This window comes from Leptolyngbya sp. GGD (assembly GCF_026735145.1).
GTDB classification, from domain to species: Bacteria; Cyanobacteriota; Cyanobacteriia; order Leptolyngbyales; family Leptolyngbyaceae; genus Leptolyngbya; species Leptolyngbya boryana.
In genome coordinates, this window is record NZ_JAPQKE010000002.1 from 923,869 (window position 1) to 942,496 (window position 18,628).

At 47.5% G+C, this 18,628-nt stretch carries 20 protein-coding genes; 7 read left to right on the forward strand and 13 right to left on the reverse strand.

Going from position 1 to position 18,628, the window contains the following annotated elements; all coding sequences use genetic code 11:
• Nucleotides 1–23: 23 nt before the first annotated feature.
• The 5 genes from OU814_RS13140 to OU814_RS13160 all read right to left on the reverse strand — a co-directional run bounded on the left by OU814_RS13140 (nucleotide 24) and on the right by OU814_RS13160 (nucleotide 4,346).
• Nucleotides 24–629: a DUF3038 domain-containing protein gene (locus tag OU814_RS13140; RefSeq protein ID WP_268183421.1), complete on the reverse strand. Its 606-nt coding sequence runs from the start codon at nucleotides 627–629 to the stop codon at nucleotides 24–26.
• Nucleotides 630–810: 181 nt separating this feature from the next.
• Nucleotides 811–1,314: a methylated-DNA--[protein]-cysteine S-methyltransferase gene (locus tag OU814_RS13145; RefSeq protein ID WP_036045338.1), complete on the reverse strand. Its 504-nt coding sequence runs from the start codon at nucleotides 1,312–1,314 to the stop codon at nucleotides 811–813.
• Nucleotides 1,315–1,372: 58 nt separating this feature from the next.
• Nucleotides 1,373–2,692: an aspartate aminotransferase family protein gene (locus tag OU814_RS13150; protein WP_268183424.1), complete on the reverse strand. Its 1,320-nt coding sequence runs from the start codon at nucleotides 2,690–2,692 to the stop codon at nucleotides 1,373–1,375.
• Nucleotides 2,693–2,786: 94 nt separating this feature from the next.
• Entirely contained in the window at nucleotides 2,787–3,320 is a 534-nt protein-coding gene (locus tag OU814_RS13155) for a sigma-70 family RNA polymerase sigma factor (protein ID WP_144056144.1), read from the reverse strand.
• A gap of 249 nt (nucleotides 3,321–3,569) precedes the next feature.
• Nucleotides 3,570–4,346 carry a DUF554 domain-containing protein gene (locus tag OU814_RS13160; protein ID WP_190647179.1) on the reverse strand — a complete coding sequence of 259 codons (777 nt, stop codon included), beginning with the start codon at nucleotides 4,344–4,346 and terminating at the stop codon, nucleotides 3,570–3,572.
• Between the two features lie 187 nt (nucleotides 4,347–4,533).
• On the opposite strand from OU814_RS13160, the gene OU814_RS13165 reads away from it, so the two are divergent.
• Nucleotides 4,534–4,755: a hypothetical protein gene (locus OU814_RS13165; RefSeq protein ID WP_017286418.1), complete on the forward strand. Its 222-nt coding sequence runs from the start codon at nucleotides 4,534–4,536 to the stop codon at nucleotides 4,753–4,755.
• Between the two features lie 67 nt (nucleotides 4,756–4,822).
• Here OU814_RS13165 and menH read toward each other — a convergent pair whose 3' ends face one another.
• Nucleotides 4,823–5,677: a 2-succinyl-6-hydroxy-2,4-cyclohexadiene-1-carboxylate synthase gene (gene menH / locus OU814_RS13170; RefSeq protein ID WP_268183428.1), complete on the reverse strand. Its 855-nt coding sequence runs from the start codon at nucleotides 5,675–5,677 to the stop codon at nucleotides 4,823–4,825.
• Nucleotides 5,678–5,689: 12 nt separating this feature from the next.
• Between menH and OU814_RS13175 the strand changes: the two genes are divergently transcribed.
• Nucleotides 5,690–6,766, forward strand: coding sequence for a hypothetical protein (locus OU814_RS13175; RefSeq protein WP_190647180.1), 1,077 nt, complete (start codon nucleotides 5,690–5,692; stop codon nucleotides 6,764–6,766).
• Here OU814_RS13175 and OU814_RS13180 read toward each other — a convergent pair.
• Together OU814_RS13180 and OU814_RS13185 are read right to left on the reverse strand one after the other, a co-directional pair.
• A complete protein-coding gene (locus OU814_RS13180) occupies nucleotides 6,757–7,065 on the reverse strand; it encodes a P-II family nitrogen regulator (RefSeq protein WP_017286421.1) in 309 nt (102 codons plus the stop codon). The two genes, OU814_RS13175 and OU814_RS13180, sit on opposite strands and share 10 nt — an antisense overlap.
• Nucleotides 7,066–7,069: 4 nt before the next feature.
• Nucleotides 7,070–8,041, reverse strand: coding sequence for a sodium-dependent bicarbonate transport family permease (locus OU814_RS13185; protein ID WP_017286422.1), 972 nt, complete (start codon nucleotides 8,039–8,041; stop codon nucleotides 7,070–7,072).
• Between the two features lie 142 nt (nucleotides 8,042–8,183).
• On the opposite strand from OU814_RS13185, the gene OU814_RS13190 reads away from it, so the two are divergent.
• Nucleotides 8,184–8,483 carry a DUF6464 family protein gene (locus tag OU814_RS13190; RefSeq protein ID WP_017286423.1) on the forward strand — a complete coding sequence of 100 codons (300 nt, stop codon included), beginning with the start codon at nucleotides 8,184–8,186 and terminating at the stop codon, nucleotides 8,481–8,483.
• On the forward strand, nucleotides 8,467–9,528 hold the full coding sequence (locus tag OU814_RS13195) for a tocopherol cyclase family protein (protein ID WP_268183431.1): 1,062 nt from the start codon (nucleotides 8,467–8,469) through the stop codon (nucleotides 9,526–9,528). Before OU814_RS13190 ends, OU814_RS13195 begins: the two co-directional genes overlap by 17 nt.
• 146 nt (nucleotides 9,529–9,674) lie before the next feature.
• Here the strand turns inward: OU814_RS13195 and OU814_RS31370 are convergent, their stop codons facing one another.
• A complete protein-coding gene (locus OU814_RS31370; protein ID WP_071596142.1) occupies nucleotides 9,675–10,139 on the reverse strand; it encodes an HNH endonuclease signature motif containing protein in 465 nt (154 codons plus the stop codon).
• A 184-nt stretch (nucleotides 10,140–10,323) separates the two neighbouring features.
• Nucleotides 10,324–12,180 carry a COG1470 family protein gene (locus OU814_RS13200; protein WP_268183433.1) on the reverse strand — a complete coding sequence of 619 codons (1,857 nt, stop codon included), beginning with the start codon at nucleotides 12,178–12,180 and terminating at the stop codon, nucleotides 10,324–10,326.
• A gap of 235 nt (nucleotides 12,181–12,415) precedes the next feature.
• Here OU814_RS13200 and OU814_RS13205 point away from each other — a divergent pair, with 235 nt between their 5' ends.
• Nucleotides 12,416–13,564, forward strand: a complete 1,149-nt coding sequence (locus OU814_RS13205; RefSeq protein WP_017286427.1) for a hypothetical protein — start codon at nucleotides 12,416–12,418, stop codon at nucleotides 13,562–13,564.
• 110 nt (nucleotides 13,565–13,674) lie between these two features.
• Here the strand turns inward: OU814_RS13205 and OU814_RS13210 are convergent, their stop codons facing one another.
• A complete protein-coding gene (locus tag OU814_RS13210; RefSeq protein WP_268183435.1) occupies nucleotides 13,675–14,454 on the reverse strand; it encodes a TIGR01548 family HAD-type hydrolase in 780 nt (259 codons plus the stop codon).
• A gap of 55 nt (nucleotides 14,455–14,509) precedes the next feature.
• Here OU814_RS13210 and OU814_RS13215 point away from each other — a divergent pair, with 55 nt between their 5' ends.
• A complete protein-coding gene (locus OU814_RS13215) occupies nucleotides 14,510–14,857 on the forward strand; it encodes a 30S ribosomal protein PSRP-3 (protein WP_071596143.1) in 348 nt (115 codons plus the stop codon).
• Between the two features lie 249 nt (nucleotides 14,858–15,106).
• Nucleotides 15,107–17,395, forward strand: a complete 2,289-nt coding sequence (gene glgB / locus OU814_RS13220; RefSeq protein ID WP_268183437.1) for a 1,4-alpha-glucan branching enzyme — start codon at nucleotides 15,107–15,109, stop codon at nucleotides 17,393–17,395.
• 8 nt (nucleotides 17,396–17,403) lie between these two features.
• On the opposite strand, the gene OU814_RS13225 is transcribed toward glgB, so the two are convergent.
• A complete protein-coding gene (locus OU814_RS13225) occupies nucleotides 17,404–17,946 on the reverse strand; it encodes a pilus assembly FimT family protein (RefSeq protein WP_017286431.1) in 543 nt (180 codons plus the stop codon).
• Between the two features lie 92 nt (nucleotides 17,947–18,038).
• Entirely contained in the window at nucleotides 18,039–18,623 is a 585-nt protein-coding gene (locus OU814_RS13230; RefSeq protein WP_268183440.1) for a prepilin-type N-terminal cleavage/methylation domain-containing protein, read from the reverse strand.
• Nucleotides 18,624–18,628: the final 5 nt, after the last annotated feature.

Here is an 18,628-nt window from a genome sequence, read left to right on the forward strand (position 1 = left end):
GCGTCAGGTCAGGTCGGGACAGGTTAATTTGGAACCGTGGGCAATGAGCGATCGAGCAGGGTTAACCACAGGCGGCGTACACCTTGCGGATTGCCATAAAACAGCAGGTCAATCAGCAATTTTAACGCCAGATTGGTGAGTGAATCAGTCGAAGCTTTTTCGCCTTCTTCCATTCGCTCTTGATAGGTATTGTGAAATGCATCTAGATAGTTGCCTAGAAGGGCAGCTTGATGGGGTTCGCGATTCTGTTCGGTCAATTGTTCGAGAAGTGCAACAGCGCGCCGAATCAGCTCACTGTGCTGTTTTGCCAGATGACAGATGATTAGAGTTAAAGCGCGAGCTTCATCGACATCGAGCTTTTTGCGTCCGCCTTGTCCTTTACGTAAAGGACTCGATTGCCTCAACCGCCAAAGTGAGACACGATCGCTGATCATCGATTCGAGATTCAATTCGGTTGCAGCTTGCAGCATGGCTTCCGAGGAGAGATTCGCGATCGCTTCGAGTGCCAGCAGAATGAGATCGAGTTGGGCTTTGATGTTGTCCAACTGATCGGGGCTTGGCTGGGCTGAGAGGTTGAGGTCTTCCCAATTTGAGGGAGAGGAGGCGGTTGGCTGCACGATCGATGTCATATATTCAGCGTATGGGAGAACTTTGACAGTGTGGAGGCGGTTTCAAGACTTGAAACATGCGACTCGATCAAAATTCGTTTTGTTTCCCCGCCTAAATTCAATCACAGATTAGGCTACGGAGGGTAGCGCAGGGGGAACTTCTATCGGGAGGTAGAGATTGTGGGGAGTGGGGAGTCTTTAATCAAACAACGCTTCCCAATAAATTTCCCACTTCTGCTTGTTCATGCCGAAGGAGCCATTGTTTACGATCGACTCCTCCTGCATACCCTGTTAAAGCTCCATTGGCTGCGATGACTCGGTGGCAGGGAACGACGATCGCGATCGGATTTCGACCGTTCGCTGCACCGACCGCGCGAGATGCAGTAGGATTGCCAGTTTGTTTGGCTAATGTGCCATAAGAGATAGTCTGACCAAAGGGAATCTCTGTGAGCAATTGCCAAACTTGTTTTTGAAATGGGGTTCCTTGAGGCTCAAGTGGCAGATCAAACTGCTGGCGCTGATGTGCAAAGTATTCTGTCAGTTGTTCTTGAACTTGCACAAACAGATCGAGCGTTGATTCTTGCCAGTCTTCAGTTCGATTAGGGAAATATTTTTGTCCGTGCAGATGCAACCCGGTCAGCGATTGACCATTTGAAGTCAGCAGCACTTGACCTAAAGGACTTGTGAACCATTGGTAGTAAATCATTGCAATCGACTCCACAATCTCAGAAGTCGGAGTTTAGAACGCTCCGACTTCTCGGACATTACATCGATCGTAATACGTGGCTCAATCGTTCCACCATCTCATCGATATGATGTTTTTCCAGAATCAAGGGCGGGGACAGCGCAATAATGTCTCCGGTGGTTCTAATCAGCAAGCCTTGCTCAAAACAATTGACTAGCGCATTGTAAGCTCGAACTCCGGGTTGTCCTGGAATGGATTCCAACTCAATTCCTGCCACTAATCCTAAATTCCGCACATCAATCACATGCGGCACGCCTTTGAGCGAATGCATTGCTTCTTCCCAATATGAAGCAAGACTGGCAGCCCGATCGAATAACTGCTCCTCTTCATAAATATCCAGCGTCGCCATTGCTGCTGCACAGGCTAAGGGATGTCCTGAATAGGTATATCCATGAAATAGCTCGATCGCACTTTCCTGCCCATGCATAAACGCATCATAAATATACGATCGTGCAAACACAGCCCCCATCGGAACCGCAGCATTTGTAATGCCTTTTGCGACACAAACCAAATCTGGCATGACTCCAAAGTAATCAACCGCAAACGCTTTGCCCAAGCGCCCAAAGCCTGTGATCACTTCATCAAAGATCAAGAGAATGCCGTACTTGTCGCAGATCGATCGCAGTTTCTCTAAATACCCGACAGGCGGAATCAGCACACCCGTCGATCCAGCAACAGGCTCAACAATCACAGCCGCGATCGTGGATGGATCATGCAAGGTCACAATCCGCTCTAGCTCATCAGCTAAATGTGCCCCCCAAGTCGGCTGTCCTTTACTAAAGGCATTCTGTTCTAAATTATGCGTATGCGGAAGATGATCAACGCCTGGAAGTAAACTGCCAAAGAACTTACGATTTGGAGCAATTCCTCCCACGGAAACGCCCCCAAATCCGACCCCGTGATAGCCTCGCTCTCGTCCAATTAACCGAGTTCGGCTTGCCTCACCCCGCACCCGATGATACGCCAGCGCAATCTTCAGCGCAGTATCGACTGCCTCTGAGCCAGAATTTGCAAAAAACACATGATCCAAATCGCCGGGAAGCATTTTGGCTAAGCGATCGGCTAAGGCAAATGGACCAGGATGTCCCATCTGAAACGTGGGCGAAAAATCTAAAGTTGCGGCTTGCTGATGAATGGCATCGACAATGCGATCGCGGCAATGTCCTGCATTCACACACCACAGCCCCGCAGTCCCGTCTAAAACCTGCCGCCCATCGACTGTGATGTAGTGCATATCTTTGGCAGATGCCATCAGACGAGGATTAGCTTTGAACTGTCGATTTGCAGTAAAAGGCATCCAGAAAGCATCAAGGCTCTCTGGTAGAGAGATATCTAACATGGCTAAATTCTTCTAGGGAATGAACGATCGACATTCAGCGATAAGACAGGTTCTTGCTGAATGTCGATCGCGGAAGCTGAACGACAACGATCCGTTAACTGGCTGATTTTTTGCGAGTGGTCGTCTTCGTCGTTTTTGTGGACGTGGTTTTTGCTTTTGCTGCGGGTTTAGTTGCAGCTTTAGCAGGTTGCTTCGCAGGCGTTTTAGGAGCCGATTTGGTTGCTTTTGGGGCAGCTTTTTCGCGCTTGGGCTTCTCTTCAGAAGCTCCTGCTTCGCTGTCTAAAGCATCCGATCCGTTTTGCAAAGTTTCGGCTGTCATCGACAATGTTCTACGACGACGACCTTTGGTGCTACTTCCATCTTCTTTACGAGCAGAAGAGAGATAGTACTTCAACGTAGAAGGGCTAATCTCAACACCTTTCGAGGAAAGCATCTGCGAAACCTCGGTATAGGTATACCCACGATCGAGTGCCAAAATGATTTGATCTTTCAGCAGGCTAATGGCTTCTCTCAGTGACCAAATTTCTTTGGGCTTTTCAGGCAGATCCTTGAGCGCACTGGAAGCTCCGCTGATCGAATCTTTAGATACAAGTGTTGAGGTCGGCGATCTTCTTTTCGTTGCAACCATTGTGTTCTTCCTAATTCGTAAATGGGACACAAGTTTAGAGTTCAGATAAAATTTTTCAAGCATTCGATCGTGATCGAAGTGCTGATCGATCTGATGCTCTTCCGGGTCGGTTTGAAGTAGTAACAATCCTGTTATCACTATCGTCGTCAATTATAGAGACATTTTTGAATTTGGTAGCAAATCTTAAAAAACCTTGATCAAGCTGCAGTCATGCATCGTTTATATGTACGGATATATTATCGATTTCGGTTACGCCAACCACTCGATGATTGCACAAAGTAATGGCGCAAGCAGCAGTCCTGGCAGAAATGCAGCAATGCTTAATTCTGCGACCTCTAAAAGGTTTAAGCCAAGTCCCATCACAATTAATCCGCCGACTCCAGAGGTGAGTAAAACGGATGGATTTGTCGCTGGCTCAGATAGGGATTGCGCTAAAAAACTAGCGGCGATCGAGAGTCCGCCTTGATAAACCACGATCGGCAAGATCGAGAACGCGACTCCAATGCCATAGCTGCTGCTCAATGCGATTGAGGCTAAGCCATCCATTGCAGATTTGATCGAAAGGAGTGTATTGTCTCCTGACAAGCCATTGTTCAAACTCCCAATCATTGCCATCGGGCCAACGCAAAACAGTAAACTTGCCGCCACAAATCCTTCTGTAAAACTTCCGCCTCCTTGAAAGCGATGTTTCAACGCATCCCCGATCGTACGAAGTCGAGCATCAATTCGCCACCATTCACCGAGTAAGCCGCCGATGACGATCGCAATTAACCCAATAATCACGCCATCGAAAATGCCAAGCTTGACCTTGAGCAAACTTCCTGCCATCGTTACACCGAGAAACAAAGTCAGCAATCCGAGCGCTTGAGTAATGATGCGCTGCATTCGGGTGGGCAGATTGCCTTTTAGCACAATGCCGAGTCCGCTTCCAATGAGCACGGTTGCAACATTGATCCAAGTGCCGCTTGTTTTTACGAATACGCCAAGTGTTGCAGGATGAATGAGCCAGATCAGGGTTGTTAGCATTCGTCGTAGCGTTATCCTAACCGTAAAGATGATATTGCTCTCGCTCCCAGGAAAGAGCTATCGAATGATAACGTTTACCCATACGGGAGAGACATCTTTATTAAAGCTTTAGATATTCTTTCAGCAATCGCATCGGAAACGGTTGAAGAAGGAAGCAAGGTTGCAAGGTTGTATAGAGGTGAAGAACATGATCGCCGTGAAGTCAGTCCCAAAATTTAGCCCCGATCAATCCGTGCGGTTTATTGGTGGTGAAGGAAAGGTGAAAGAGTATCGAGCAGAAGCAGGAAACTGGTCGTACTTGGTTGAGATGGAATTGGGCGAGGAGCCTGAGATGGGTAGAATCGGCTACGAAACAATGATTCTGCTCTCCGAAACAGATTTGAATGCGCTTGAGGAGATTTGGAGTTAGTGCGTCAGAAAAGTTTACTGTGTGGTCATGGGCGGTTTCAGCGATGAAGCCGCTTTTATTTTGGGCGCTAGAGGTTGGATTGCGAATCGAGTAGAAAGTGTTGAAGCCGATCGACAAATTCTTCTGGTTTTTCAAAATGAACGTTATGACCGCAATCTGAAACGATTGCGAGTTCTGCCGTTGGACAGAGTTCTGCCATTTCTTGATTGATTTCGATGAACTTACGATCGCATTCTCCCACAATCAACAAAATCGGCTGCCGATGCGATTCTAATGTCTTCCATAAACTCGGCTGCATTCCCGTTCCCATTTCTCTGAGCGATCGCGCAAGTTCAAGCGGATTATTCTTTGCTCTCTCTTGTACGATTTGCTCGAAGTTCGGATGCGCAGCAAATGATCGAAACAGCGGCATGTTGTACCAATCTCTTAAGAACTGCTGGAAATCTGCTTCTAATCGATTGGCTAATTCGTGATCGTGCTGGATTCTCTGCGATCGCTCTCTGTCTGTTTTCAGCCCTGGTGAACCTGATTCGATCACAACCTTCGGAAATCGATCAGGATAAGTCAACGCCAAATAGAGCGCTAAGCGTCCGCCCATTGAGTATCCGACCAAATTGGCTTGATCAATTTGTGCCTGTGTTAAAAGCTCAACGATCGCTTCAGCAGTGTTCGGCAGACTATACTCCCACGTTTCTTGAGTTTTGCCATGACCGGGGAGATCGATCGCCATGCAGTTAAACTGCTCCAGCCGCGAACTTACGGAATGAAACTCTGTATGGTTCCCAAGAAACCCATGTAAAAACAAGACAGCAGGTTGGCTTGACGCAGACGTGAAATTCAGCAGCATTTCTGTAAACTTCTGGGGAACAATATTAAAACCTAGCTCGAAGCAGGATCGCTTACCAGCAGTTGATCCCCTCATGTTGACACATCCATGAATACAGACCAGGTTTTTCAGCTTGTCGATCGCGTTTTGCCCTTTGAAGCGTGCCTCTTTCACCAGATTTTGCCCCTCTCGATCGAGGAGGGCAAACTTCATTTGGGGATGGTGATGTTAGATGATGTGGCTGCCCTAGAATACGCTCGACGCATGATCGGCTACCAAAATTACTCGCTTGTCCCTCAAAGCATTTCGTCAGAGGCGCATCATAAAACGCTCACGGCTTACTTAAACTACAATCAAACTCATCCCAAGACTGAACGATTCACCAAGGCTCCGGAACCCGAAACGCCAAGTTCTCACGCTCAAGAACCGCTCCCCACTCCAGTGCTAGAACTCGAAAAGCCAAATCTTCACGAGAAAGAAACGCTAGTGCTTGAAGAAGATCCGGCTGAATTTGAAACCGAGCCGGAACCGAGCCAAGTTCCTATTTCTAATCTTTCCTCGAATCCATTGCCTGATTTAGCCGTCAGTACTCGATATTCAGAAGAACCGATCGCGCTGCTTAGCCAGCTTCCGCCCGCACGGCTGTTACAAGAATTACTTGGACGAGTGTTGTGTGAAGGTATTGGACGGCTGTACTTTGAGCGACAAGCAAGACATGGGCGCATTCTTTGGAGCCAAAATGGAATTTTACAGGCTTCGATCGAGGGTGTTCCTCTTCCCAAATTCCAAGCTTTATTAGACGAATTGAAAGAATTAACCCACCTTCCCCCGAAATTGGTGACTCAAGTTCGAGAAGTGGAAATTGAACGGCTCTATCAGCGCGATCGCGTTTTGCTACGACTGCGGCTGATGCCAACTGAAATGGGAGAGCAAGCAACCCTACAAGTATTACGTGGAGCCGCGTTGAAATTCCATCAACGCCAACAGGTCACGAACTTTAACCGCGACGCTCACACGATCGCTCAAAAACTCTACGAGAAAATGGATGAATTGCTCAATGCTCAAGCGGCAAGTTCATTCATAACCGATCAATCTCAGTCCGATGTTGTGCCTGCACTCGATCAAGCGTTGCAAATCGTAGAGCAGCACCTCAGTCAACTCCGTACTCAAAATGGTCATAGATGAGCAGTACAGTTGAGCGATCGCACTTCCATCGCATCAGAAACATAGCAAGATCCGCCGAATCGATTCAAGATGGGTCGGATTTTTTCGATCGCGCCTTTCACCTGTTCCGGCGTACAAAATGCAATGATATACGCCATATCAATTAGAGTGGCATCAGTTTCATTTGTGCCAGAAACCCCACTACTTTCAACATTTCGGATCACAGTGTAGCGATGAATTTCTGACTGTTTCAGGCTTTTGAGGATTTTAGGAAGCTCGATCGAATCTGAAAGAATCTCAATCCGTTTGACAGCGTGCATAGGTTTACCAAAGTAATGTAATTCCGTATTCGTACAGGGGAATGCCGAGCAAAATATTAAATGGAAATGTGATTGCAAGCGCAGCAGAAATGTAAAAGCTAGGATTCGCTTCAGGAACCGTGAGTCGCATCGCTGCGGGAACTGCAATATAAGATGCACTGGCACAAAGAACGGCAAATAAAAGTGCATCACCCGCAGAAAGCGCGATCGCTTTTGCTAAGAAAAGCCCGATCGTGGCATTCAACAAAGGAATCAACACGCCAAACGAAACCAGAAAGAAGCCCGACTTCTGTAAATCCTGGATTCGCTTTGCGGCGACCAATCCCATATCCAATAAGAAAAACGTCAGCACTCCGTAAAACATATCTTGAGTAAAAGGCTTCAACGTGTGCCAGCCCTGTTCGCCCGTGATAAACCCGATCGCAACACTGCCAATTAACAGAAAAACTGAGCCATTCAAGAATGCTTCTTGTAGGACTTCCGACCATTGAATCGATTCAGAATCCCCGCTGCGATCGGTAAACACATTCACTAAGATTAATCCAATAATGATTGCTGGCGACTCCATTAATGCTAACGCTGCAACCATATAGCCATCATATGGAATCTGCAATTGATCCAAAAATGAACCAGCCGTAATAAAAGTAACGGCGCTAATCGAACCGTAAGTGGCTGCGATCGCGGCTGCATTGTAAGGATCTAAACGAGTTCTTAAAATAAAAAACGTATAGATCGGAACCAGAATTGACATGGCGATCGCGGCTGCCAATGTGATCACAATTGGCTGTGTAATTCCGCTTCTCGCTAGCTCGACACCGCCTTTAAACCCGATTGACAACAGCAAATAAAGCGAAAATAACTTTGGAATCGGTGCTGGAATGTCGAGGTCAGATTTCACCAACACTGCCAGCATTCCTAGAAAAAAGAACAAAACAGGCGGGTTGAGAAAATTGGAAATGATCAGGCTAAAATCCATTCAATTTTTCGATTGGGGTTGCCCGTATAGAATACCGCGTCCACTTGTTCCGACATAGACTCTGCCAAAATTTCAGCGATCGTCATCAAAGATTTTATGAAAAGCGCTAGCCGTCTCTAGATTGATCCCTCAGAATAGACTTATGCTTTCAGTCCTCTTGATTCTCGCGATCGCGCTTCTTCCGACGATTCTGACGTTTCTGCTCCGGCATCGACTGGAACTGCAAGCTCAAGAACGTCTCCAAGCCGCAATGGCAGCAGCCGAACGACAGCAGCTTCAATCTCTGCTACGACTTCCGCCTGATTATCATTATGTTGAAGGTGTGGGCGCGCTGATTGGCGATTTTACCTGCATTTATAATGCGCGATCGCCGTATATTCGCTGCGCGGTCAATCCCACAGGTCCTTGTGAAACATGCCGATTGTATGAATCGAAACTCTAGCCCGCTTCCCACGCCTCACAGTGGTTATCACTGGGATGGCAGTTCCCGCCGCTTTTTTGAGGGCTGGTACTACCGTGTAACGCTGCCTGAAATTGGGCAAACGTTTGCCTTTATGTATTCGATCGAAGATCCGCAAGGGGGGCAACCAACTAGCGGCGGCATGGCGCAAATTTTAGGCATTGATGACGAACATCTATGGCGCACTTTCTCGAATCCGCATGATTTCTGGGCAGCAAAAGATTGTCTGGCGCTCGGACATGCGAGACAGCCCACCGGATTGCTAGCTCCAGATCAGTTCGATCGCACGATTTCCGAAGGCTATCAGGCGACGAATACCTGGCATCAAGGTCGGCTGAAATCACCGGACGGCAAGTTTGCGGAATGGCAGTATTCAATTTCGCCGATTTACGGTTGGGGCGATCGTCAATCGACCGCTAGCTGGCTCTCTTCACTTCAGATTTTTGAACCGGGCTGGCAGATTCTCATGGCGCATGGGTATGCCACCGGATGGATCAATTGGAATGGGAAAGACTATAAATTTGTCAATGCTCCAGCATATGGAGAGAAGAATTGGGGTGGCGCATTTCCAAGTAAATGGTTTTGGCTAAACTGCAATGCTTTTGATAACGAACCAGATTTAGCACTCACAGCGGGTGGTGGGCGGCGCGGCGTGCTGTGGTGGACGGAGTCGGTTGCAATGGTCGGCATTCACTACCGAGGTCAATTTTACGAATTTGCGCCCTGGAATGCCGAGGTCAATTGGGTGATTCGTCCTTGGGGCTATTGGCGGATGGATGCGCGCACTCGGGATTATCGTGTGACGGTTATTGCGACAACTGATCTACCTGGAACTCCACTCCGCGCACCGACGATCGATGGAATGCAGTTTGTTTGTCGCGATACGATGCGAGGACAAGTGACGATCTCGCTATGGGATAAAAGCGATCGCTTAATTCTAGAAGCAACCAGTTCTCTCGCCGGACTTGAAACGGGCGGCTCACCGTGGGATGAGACTTGGGCTTCGGGATGCGGTCAAGTTTTCTAAAAGATTTCATGTGCATCTCAAAATTATCTTGCTATAATCTCGACTTATCCGGGGCTGTAGCTCAGCTGGATAGAGCGAGCGCCTCCTGAAACATCGGGCACCGTAGAGGAAACTCTGCGCGTGAATGTGGTCAAAGTCGGTGAACCCTAAAGGGTAAGCAAACCGTGGTCAAACTCCCAGTGATGGTTAGGACAGAGAGCCACTAGATTGTTGAGGTCATTGATGATAGCAATAGGTGTGAGGTCTGAAAATTCCTGAATAGGTTTAATGTGGCAAACTTCGTAGTGTTTGTCATATTCACAGACAACACAGCATTTTGGTCTATTAGACTGGCGGTAAATATGTCTAGCGACTTGACGAACCCTAGCGGAATGCTGGTACTTCGCTCTTGCTTTCAGTTCGCTGAGAGTTAAGCGCGTCCAATCTACATATGAAGGGTTACAGTCATCGCAGGTAGTTCTTCTACCGAAAATCTGAATCCTACAATGTTTGCAGCTTTTTGCCTTTGCGGTTTTCTTCTTCGGAAATTTCCGATTGTTGAAGGAAGCAGCACACGAAAGACTACAAAATGCTGGATTGGTAGTTATGCGATCGCAATGTTTGCAATTCATGGGAATACCGAGCCAAGCCTAATCGAAAGTTAGGAAGGTGTAGAGACTAGACGATCACCACCTAAGAGCATTTTTGCTTAAGGTGAAGGTATAGTCCAGAGAGTGGGGAAACTCACACAAATCTGAAGCGCTAGGTCGAGGGTTCGAATCCCGCCAGTCCCGTTACATTTTAGTTCCATTGCATTCAAGGGCTTGCAGTTGGAGAAGCATCAGGTGTTGGAGCGTCAGATGTAGATGGAGTTGGGCTGCTTTGTTCAGGTGCAGTATTGTTTGGCTCTGGGCTGGATTGAGTGTTTTCTGATTCTGGCGGAGCAGGATCTCCAGAATTAGGACTTGCTTTCGGAACCCGTTGAGGCTGAAACGGAGAGCCAGAACGGAAGGGAGAACGATCGCTAGAACCAACCCCGATCGCGCTCATCACCGCTGACTGGGTGACTCTCTCTCCGGCTGCGTTTTGAGCAGTCAAGGTCACAGTTTTACTTTCTCCTGCACGTAGCGTATAGGAGGTAGAACCACTTGGCTCAACATTTCCCGAACCAGGCAAAAGCTGGACATCGGTGCTCCCTTGAACTGCCCAAGACACAACAATCTGTGCTGATTCTCCTTCTCGCACTGAAAAACTATGTGTAGGTTGACTGGTGGCAGGTACGCCATTGATCGAAAATGCCAGCGAAATTTGTGCAGGCTGTGCAGAGGGAAAGCTCGGTTCAAACTGAGGCTCATTACTTCCTGGCTTAATTGCGATCGCGTTGGTTGTATATTCTGCGATCGGCACTTGAGCATCGGCTGCTGATTTTGAGAACAGCTTCAGCTTATATCTCAAAGTTCCCGCCTGATTTGAGACAAAGGGGATATTCTGACAAGTAATCGTCGTTGGAGTAGGAACTTGCTGGAGAGACGCAAACCACGGCAAATTGGGCAATGGCAACTGCCACAATGCAGAAGAATTATTTTTCGCAGCAGCAGTGCGACATCCCTGCTTCGAGTCAGCTTTGACTTTCAACTCTTGCGGAATCGAAGTTGAGAAATCATAGCGAACCGTCTGAACTTCTGCCCCTTCATTTAACTGGGAAATGACAACTCTACCGAGCCTTTCAGGATTGTTCAACTTCCAATTTAATCGCACGGTATCACTTTGCCCGGTCGCATTGAAACTCAAGATTTCTGGTGCTGCGATCGCGGGACGATTAAATCGATACAACACACCTAAGGCAAACAGAGCAGGAACTGCTCCCATCAATGTCAAGAGAGCGAGCACCCATTTCGGTTGCGGGAGCCAAACTAGCTTGGATTGAGTCAAATAGCGAGAACCTGCATCGGCTAACCCATCCACTGGAATTAACGTCACTCCAACAAGCGATCGCACTGGCTTTCCTCGGAGTGGACGCTGCCATGAATGATGAGGAAAAACTTTTAATGTGATCGTCTTCTCTTGACCTGGTGCAAGTTTCAAAACGTTGTCTACTAAATCCGTTTCAACTCGAAATAGGTTGCGTGAATCTTTTACTTCAAGTCTCAAAGTTCGAGTCACATTGCCTCGATTCCGAACCATAAAATCGAAGATGGCAGATTGGTTCGGAATGGTTCGACTTTCAGGAGTCAACCGAATATCGAGATGCGTATCCGGTAACAACTGAATATAAATCACATCCAACATGACCAGATCCGGCGCACCCATTGAGATGAGTTGTAAGGTCGGAAAGTAATTTCCAATGGCTGCATCAGCGGGTGGATGCAATGTGAAGTGAATCTCTCCATGGGCTTGAGGATTCAGCGCCAGCTTCTCAGTCAGTTGAATAATTCCAGGGGCATCCTCAGTCGCTTGGCTTAGATACTCGATCGTGAACCAATTCGTCGGAAGTTCCGAACATTTTAAGAAAATTAGATCTGCACTCGCAGATTGATTCGTGACTTGGATCTTAAAAACGACAGATTTTCCCGGTTGAAGTTGATAGGGTGCTTCAGAAGTTGTTTCAGGCGCGATCGTGAAACTCAAAGCTTGCTTTAGCAGACGATGGCGCTGAGAAGGTTGTCTTTTCATCACGTGATTTCCTCCGTGCTCAACGTCGAATCAGAAGCAATGCGGTTTAACTCTATTCCTACCAAAATCAAGTGAATCTGTCTCAAGAACATGGCATAACACCCGGAAATACGATCGCTAATTCTGTTTACAATAAATAGCCATACCATCAGGAACCATGCTAGGGATTGACATTCCGCACCTGAATTCTGATGACCCGTCTCCAAGCAGTTTCGTCATATAGATCCCACTTGTTATGAGCAACGATAACCTCAACCATTCTCGATCCGCTCCCGTCCAATCTCAAACCGAGCAGATCGAGAATGGTTCCACCTCGCTTGAGGGAAAGATGCTGAGTGGTAGAGAAGGACAATATGCTATTCAGCATCAACTTCAAACTCGTCCTGGCGTGCGAACTTATACAGGTAAAGATTTACAGACACAAACTCCAGTCATTATCAAAGAGTACTACTCCTTCTGGTGGACGATTTCCGACATTCAGCAAATCGAATTACAACTTGAACAGCTAGAAGCGATCGACTTTCACAGTGGGGGCGTTCAAGATTTTCGACTATTGGTTCCTCAAGAAAGTATTGCGTCTTCAAAAGATCATCGTTGCTATTTAGTTCTGAAATCGCCCCAATATCGACCGCGATCGCTGCGAAGTTATCTAGAAACACAAGACTATCTCCCGCCGAAAGTCGTTCACCATTTCCTCTCTCAAGTTTTACAAAGCCTCTGGTTTCTACATAGTCTGCCTCTTTATCTGGAAGACAGTGATGAGGTACAGAAAGGCATCGCTCACGGCAATTTAAACTTAGATAGCATTCTGATTGCGATTGATCCCGCGATTCAGAATACTCAAATCTCGCAGTTTCAAGTGTATCTACAGGATTTACAACTTTGGGAAGCGGCAATTTGGCATACGACTCAACCTCAAAGCCAACCCGCCTTCAAAATCAAAAAACAAAAGGATTTGCAAGATCTGGGTAAAATTGCGGCTCAACTGTTGCTCGGAGAACTTGATCTCCCAGAAGCTTGGAATCCGCTAAACGATCCGCGTTGGCAAGACATCCCCCACGACCCCTTAAAGCAATTCATTCAACAACTGATTGGCTCAGAATCTTCCACTTTCTCTGGTGCAAAAGCTGCACGCAGTTGGCTGCTTTCAATTCCTGTTGACGTTGAAGCTTCTCCCACTCCATTCGAGGCAGATCCATTAACAGAAAGAAATTCGGTTCCCGAACTCGAAGAAGATATAGAAGAATCCGATGCCCCCCCGACTTATTTTAAGGTGGCATTCGCGATCGTCTTCTCTGCCCTTATTCTCAACATTGGTGTTCTCTGGATGAGAGGCGAACCTTTCAAAGCTCCAACGTTCAATCAGGTTGGAACCACCCGCTAATTCTCGATGGCTATTTTTTCTCTTGCTGCCCTTGAAATTGTTCAAAGAGCGACATAAGACTGCCTAGCTGTTCTGCATCAGCGAGTGGACTGCACATTGTCAGAGTGCGTTCACACTTCACCAACTAACTCCCCTACAACTTCCGGTTTCAAATCCTGAACGTTATCCAAAACGATGTGCGCTCCTGCCTGCCTCAATGTCTCGCGATAATCATTCTTTCGTGTCTCCGTCTCCTGCACATGTGGCGGCAAAACGCCCACGGCAAACCACGATCGCGCATGATCTCTTTCCCTCGCCTGCGAGATCGTGTACATATCCGCCACCGTATCCCCGACATAAATCACCGGGCACTCACCACAATCCAGTCGTTCTAGGGTCAAAAACAACCCCGTCGGATCTGGCTTGCCGGGTGCATCCTCCATCGCAATCAACACAGGCTCTACCAACTCCAATCGCTGCTCAAGCACATACCGAGCCGATCCCTGGGTTGCCCCACTAAAAAACCCCCAAGCGATCCCTGCCTTCGTCAGCGACTCCAAATAAGCGGCTTCTAGCAACAAAGGCTCCCCGCAAATGTATCCATTCCAGTTCACCGGATCTGTACCTCGATACCGAGACTGAAAAAATTGCACGATCGTCGAATACGCTAATGTCACTTGCTCGCGCGCCTGTCCTTGCGCCTCAAAATGCCGAAAAATTAACTCTTGTGACGCTTCCCAATCATTATTCCAGACCCCCTCGCCCTTCAGCGCATCAATCTCCTGTGACGATGGACGAAATGCCCCATCGGTAAAATGCTCCACCGTATCTGCCAATGCTCGCCGATACGACCCGCTGACATCTCGCACAACCCCATCAATATCGAATACCACAGCCACCACAGTTTTCATCCCCCAGAATTCTTCTCAAGAGATTTCTTATCATCTATCAAAACAGTACGGTAGAATAGCTGATCGTAGTAATTTACGCTTGGGACTGCGCTGGAGGTCGGATTTGACAAAGTTTATTCTAAAAGTTCTGTGGCTCGACGAAAACGTTGCGCTGGCAGTCGATCAAGTGGTTGGAAAAGGCACAAGCCCGCTCACCTCTTATTTCTTCTGGCCCCGGAACGACGCATGGGAACAACTCAAGACTGAATTAGAGAAAAAGCACTGGATCTCAGAAGTCGATCGCGTTGAATTGCTGAATAAAGCAACTGAAGTGATCAACTACTGGCAAGAAGAAGGCAAAAACCGCCCCATGGCGGAAGCCCAATCGAAATTCCCAGAAGTCACCTTCACGGGTAGCGCCTGAGCTGAGCTATCTCTAAACCTAGCTTTGTAAGAAAATAACTCCTAACTTCAATTTCGCAAGTTAGGAGTTATTTTTAGAAATCGCCGCAAATGCAACAATTCTGTCTATGATTCAGAAGAAGCTTGTGACAAAAGAATTGTGAGTTTTACAATGATTTGCTACCGTTTATTACAGAACCTTTACATATAGAGTTTCACAGCGCTGATTTCTCACGGTTATACACAATTTTAATTTAAGGCAGGTAGCTTCATGTCAATGACGATCGCCCCAGACCAGGTAGAGCGGATTGTATGGAACCAGCATCACGACCCCTTCGAGGTGCTTGGTCCTCATGCGATTGAGCAAGATGGCAAAACCGTCTGGGTCGTGAGAGCCTATCAGCCGAATGCAGATTCTGTTTCAGTCATCCTGCCTGAATCTCGCACCGAATACCCGATGCAATCGCTGCATCATCCGCATTTTTTTGAATGTACGATCGATGTGCCCGAACTCGTCAACTATCAGCTTCGCCTCAAATCCAGCGAGCACGATCGCGTCATCTACGATCCCTACGCCTTCCGCTCTCCTTTCTTGACTGAATTCGACCTTCACCTCTTCACCGAAGGCAATCACCACCGCATCTACGAAAAACTCGGCGCACACCTGACGACCCAAAATGGGATCGCTGGAGTCTACTTTGCCGTCTGGGCACCTAACGCCCGCAACGTCTCTGTTCTCGGCGACTTCAACAACTGGGACGGACGACAACATCAAATGCGTCGTGGCTCGACCGGAGTATGGGAACTCTTCATTCCCGAACTGACTGTTGGCGCTCACTACAAGTACGAGATCAAAAACCAAAACGGTCACATCTACGAAAAATCCGATCCTCACGGTTTCCAACAAGAAGTCCGTCCCAAAACTGCCTCGATCGTGACTGATCTCGATGACTACACCTGGCACGACGAAGACTGGCTCGAAAAACGTCGCCACACTGACCCCTTAACCAACCCAATCTCCGTCTACGAAGTGCATCTCGGCTCTTGGCTCCATGCCTCCTCTGCCGAACCTGCTCTTTTACCGAATGGCGAATCCTCTCCCCCTGTCATCGTCACCGACCTCAAGCCTGGGGCACGGTTCCTGACCTATCGCGAACTCGCAGACAAACTTATTCCTTACGTCAAGGAACTTGGCTTTACCCACATCGAACTCCTACCCATAGCCGAACATCCCTTCGACGGCTCGTGGGGTTACCAGGTCGTCGGACACTATGCCTGCACTTCCCGCTTCGGAACCCCCCAAGATTTCATGTATTTTGTTGATCAATGCCATCTCAACGGCATCGGTGTCATCGTTGATTGGGTTCCCGGTCACTTTCCCAAAGACGGACATGGACTTGCCTTCTTTGATGGAACTCACCTCTACGAGCATGCCGACCCCCGCAAAGGTGAACATAAAGAATGGGGCACTCTCGTCTTCAATTACGGTCGTAACGAAGTTCGCAACTATCTGGTTGCCAATGCACTCTTCTGGTTCGACAAATATCATATTGACGGAGTGCGAGTTGATGCTGTTGCCTCAATGCTCTACCTCGACTACTGCCGCAAAGACGGAGAATGGGTTGCAAACCAATACGGTGGACGCGAGAATATCGAAGCCGCGGACTTCCTGCGTCAGATGAATCATCTTCTCTTCAGCTACTTCCCGGGTGCATTATCGATCGCTGAAGAATCTACGTCTTGGCCGATGGTTTCCTGGCCAACCTACGTCGGCGGTCTAGGATTCAATCTCAAATGGAATATGGGCTGGATGCATGACATGTTGGACTACTTCCACATGGATCCCTGGTTCCGCCAATTTCATCAGAACAATCTAACGTTCAGTATTTGGTATCACCACAGCGAAAACTTCATGCTGGCGCTTTCCCATGATGAAGTCGTTCATGGCAAAAGTAATATGATCGGCAAAATGCCTGGAGACGAATGGCAAAAATTTGCCAATCTTCGCTGCCTCTATGGTTATATGTTTGCCCACCCTGGTAAAAAGACGCTATTCATGAGCATGGAATTTGCTCAATGGAACGAGTGGAATGTTTGGGGTGATCTAGACTGGCATCTCCTTCAATACGAACCCCATCGCAAACTCAAGCAATTTTTTACTGTTCTCAACTCTCTCTACCAATCTGAACCCTCTCTCTATGCCCAAGACTTTTCTGAAGCAGGCTTCGAGTGGATTGACTGTAGTGACAACCGTCACAGTGTAATATCTTTCATTCGCCGAGATAAAGATTCAGGCGATTTCATCGTTGCTGTTTGCAACTTTACTCCTCAACCTCACAGTCACTATCGAGTCGGTGTGCCTGAAGCGGGATTCTACACTGAACTCTTAAATAGCGACGCTCGTGATTTTGGGGGGAGCAATATGGGGAATCTAGGCGGTAAATGGTCAGACGAATGGGCTTATCATAATCACCCTTATTCAATCGATCTTTGTCTTCCACCCCTATCCACCCTGATTCTTAAACTCGATCGCCAAAAATCACGAACCCTAAGCTCCTGATAAACAGCTCATTCACAAGGGTTTCCTTGCCGATTGGGACGATTCTCTCCTAACCGAGTCGTCCCAAGTAAGTTAGAAACAAATACGCACCGTTTGCGTGAGCCACCAGATATAGGCAACAGTGTTACACGTCCACCGAGGCGCCCATTCGCTGCTGACAACTCGCCACGATGATTGAAGACCATCTTGTAGACATTGCCATCTTTGATCAATGTGGTGTCTGCATCCGCAAGCGAGAGCTTGACACCATGATTAAGAGTCTGCCAAGTTTGTGCCATAGGACTGGAATTCGCCGGATGTATCGCCCATTCAACCGGATAGTCTTGTCGCTTAAAACTTATTTGGTAATCAATATGCTTCTGTTTGGCTGTACTCTGTGCTTGCCGAAAAACGCTTTCCACCTGGCTTTGTGCTGAGGTTAACTGTTGATTGCTCAGCCATGCCAGCAAAGCTGGCGCTCCAATTACAGCTAGAATACCAGCAATCACTAGGACTATAACTGCTTCAAGCAATGTAAAACCATGCCTAGAAATCTTATTCCTACTCTTCATGAAAGCAATTTAATTCTTAAAATCTTGAAATACAGCTAAATTTAGGCTAGTCATCATAAATAATTGCCCTTAAATTTATTTAATATTGATGGTCACGATGTTCTATTAGGCGGGCACGCACTGTCTGATGCTTCTTCAGTTGCACCTAGCAAAGTTGTGACTCTAACACAGCGTCTTGGATTCGCGCTGCGAGTTGTCCCAATTGTCACTGTATAGAGTGGTTGATCTAGCGCTGCCGTTGGCAGATTAGTAGTGATAACACTGCCATAGATATTAAATATTAATGGAGGTGGAGAAGCAAAATCGCCCTGCGCCACTGAAAGCCTGAGTGCAGAAGCATCTCCTATATTTTCCCATGTCTTAATTTTTGTACGATCGACCACCGGAGCGTTAGTGTCGGAGATAGGAACAATAGCATATCTAAGTGATTGCCCAATTCGATTCTCAAACACGATTGCTTGAGCCACTTTTGTACGGCTCGCTTTAGATTGAGCGTTCCGAATTGCTTGGGAAACCTGAGTTCGAGCGGCGCTGACACGCTGTTGGTTAACAAAGGCGACCCAATTGGGTGCAGCGATCGCAAACAATATGCCAGTGATGATGACGACCACTAAAATCTCAATCAATGTAAATCCATCTGTACTCGATCGTGAATTCAATACTCTTCGCCTTTTCATACCTT

Bases quoted from the DNA above. Each gene is read 5' to 3' on its own strand.
- OU814_RS13140 (WP_268183421.1), bottom strand. From the start codon at position 629: ATGACATCGATCGTGCAGCCAACCGCCTCCTCTCCCTCAAATTGGGAA.
- OU814_RS13185 (WP_017286422.1), bottom strand. From the start codon at position 8,041: ATGGATTTTAGCCTGATCATTTCCAATTTTCTCAACCCGCCTGTTTTG.
- glgB (WP_268183437.1), top strand. From the start codon at position 15,107: ATGTCAATGACGATCGCCCCAGACCAGGTAGAGCGGATTGTATGGAAC.
- OU814_RS31370 (WP_071596142.1), bottom strand. From the start codon at position 10,139: ATGAATTGCAAACATTGCGATCGCATAACTACCAATCCAGCATTTTGT.
- OU814_RS13175 (WP_190647180.1), top strand. From the start codon at position 5,690: ATGAATACAGACCAGGTTTTTCAGCTTGTCGATCGCGTTTTGCCCTTT.
- menH (WP_268183428.1), bottom strand. From the start codon at position 5,677: ATGAGGGGATCAACTGCTGGTAAGCGATCCTGCTTCGAGCTAGGTTTT.
- OU814_RS13145 (WP_036045338.1), bottom strand. From the start codon at position 1,314: ATGATTTACTACCAATGGTTCACAAGTCCTTTAGGTCAAGTGCTGCTG.
- OU814_RS13200 (WP_268183433.1), bottom strand. From the start codon at position 12,180: ATGAAAAGACAACCTTCTCAGCGCCATCGTCTGCTAAAGCAAGCTTTG.
- OU814_RS13205 (WP_017286427.1), top strand. From the start codon at position 12,416: ATGAGCAACGATAACCTCAACCATTCTCGATCCGCTCCCGTCCAATCT.
- OU814_RS13160 (WP_190647179.1), bottom strand. From the start codon at position 4,346: ATGCTAACAACCCTGATCTGGCTCATTCATCCTGCAACACTTGGCGTA.
- OU814_RS13155 (WP_144056144.1), bottom strand. From the start codon at position 3,320: ATGGTTGCAACGAAAAGAAGATCGCCGACCTCAACACTTGTATCTAAA.
- OU814_RS13210 (WP_268183435.1), bottom strand. From the start codon at position 14,454: ATGAAAACTGTGGTGGCTGTGGTATTCGATATTGATGGGGTTGTGCGA.
- OU814_RS13230 (WP_268183440.1), bottom strand. From the start codon at position 18,623: ATGAAAAGGCGAAGAGTATTGAATTCACGATCGAGTACAGATGGATTT.
- OU814_RS13180 (WP_017286421.1), bottom strand. From the start codon at position 7,065: ATGCACGCTGTCAAACGGATTGAGATTCTTTCAGATTCGATCGAGCTT.
- OU814_RS13195 (WP_268183431.1), top strand. From the start codon at position 8,467: ATGAATCGAAACTCTAGCCCGCTTCCCACGCCTCACAGTGGTTATCAC.
- OU814_RS13190 (WP_017286423.1), top strand. From the start codon at position 8,184: ATGCTTTCAGTCCTCTTGATTCTCGCGATCGCGCTTCTTCCGACGATT.
- OU814_RS13165 (WP_017286418.1), top strand. From the start codon at position 4,534: ATGATCGCCGTGAAGTCAGTCCCAAAATTTAGCCCCGATCAATCCGTG.
- OU814_RS13150 (WP_268183424.1), bottom strand. From the start codon at position 2,692: ATGTTAGATATCTCTCTACCAGAGAGCCTTGATGCTTTCTGGATGCCT.
- OU814_RS13225 (WP_017286431.1), bottom strand. From the start codon at position 17,946: ATGAAGAGTAGGAATAAGATTTCTAGGCATGGTTTTACATTGCTTGAA.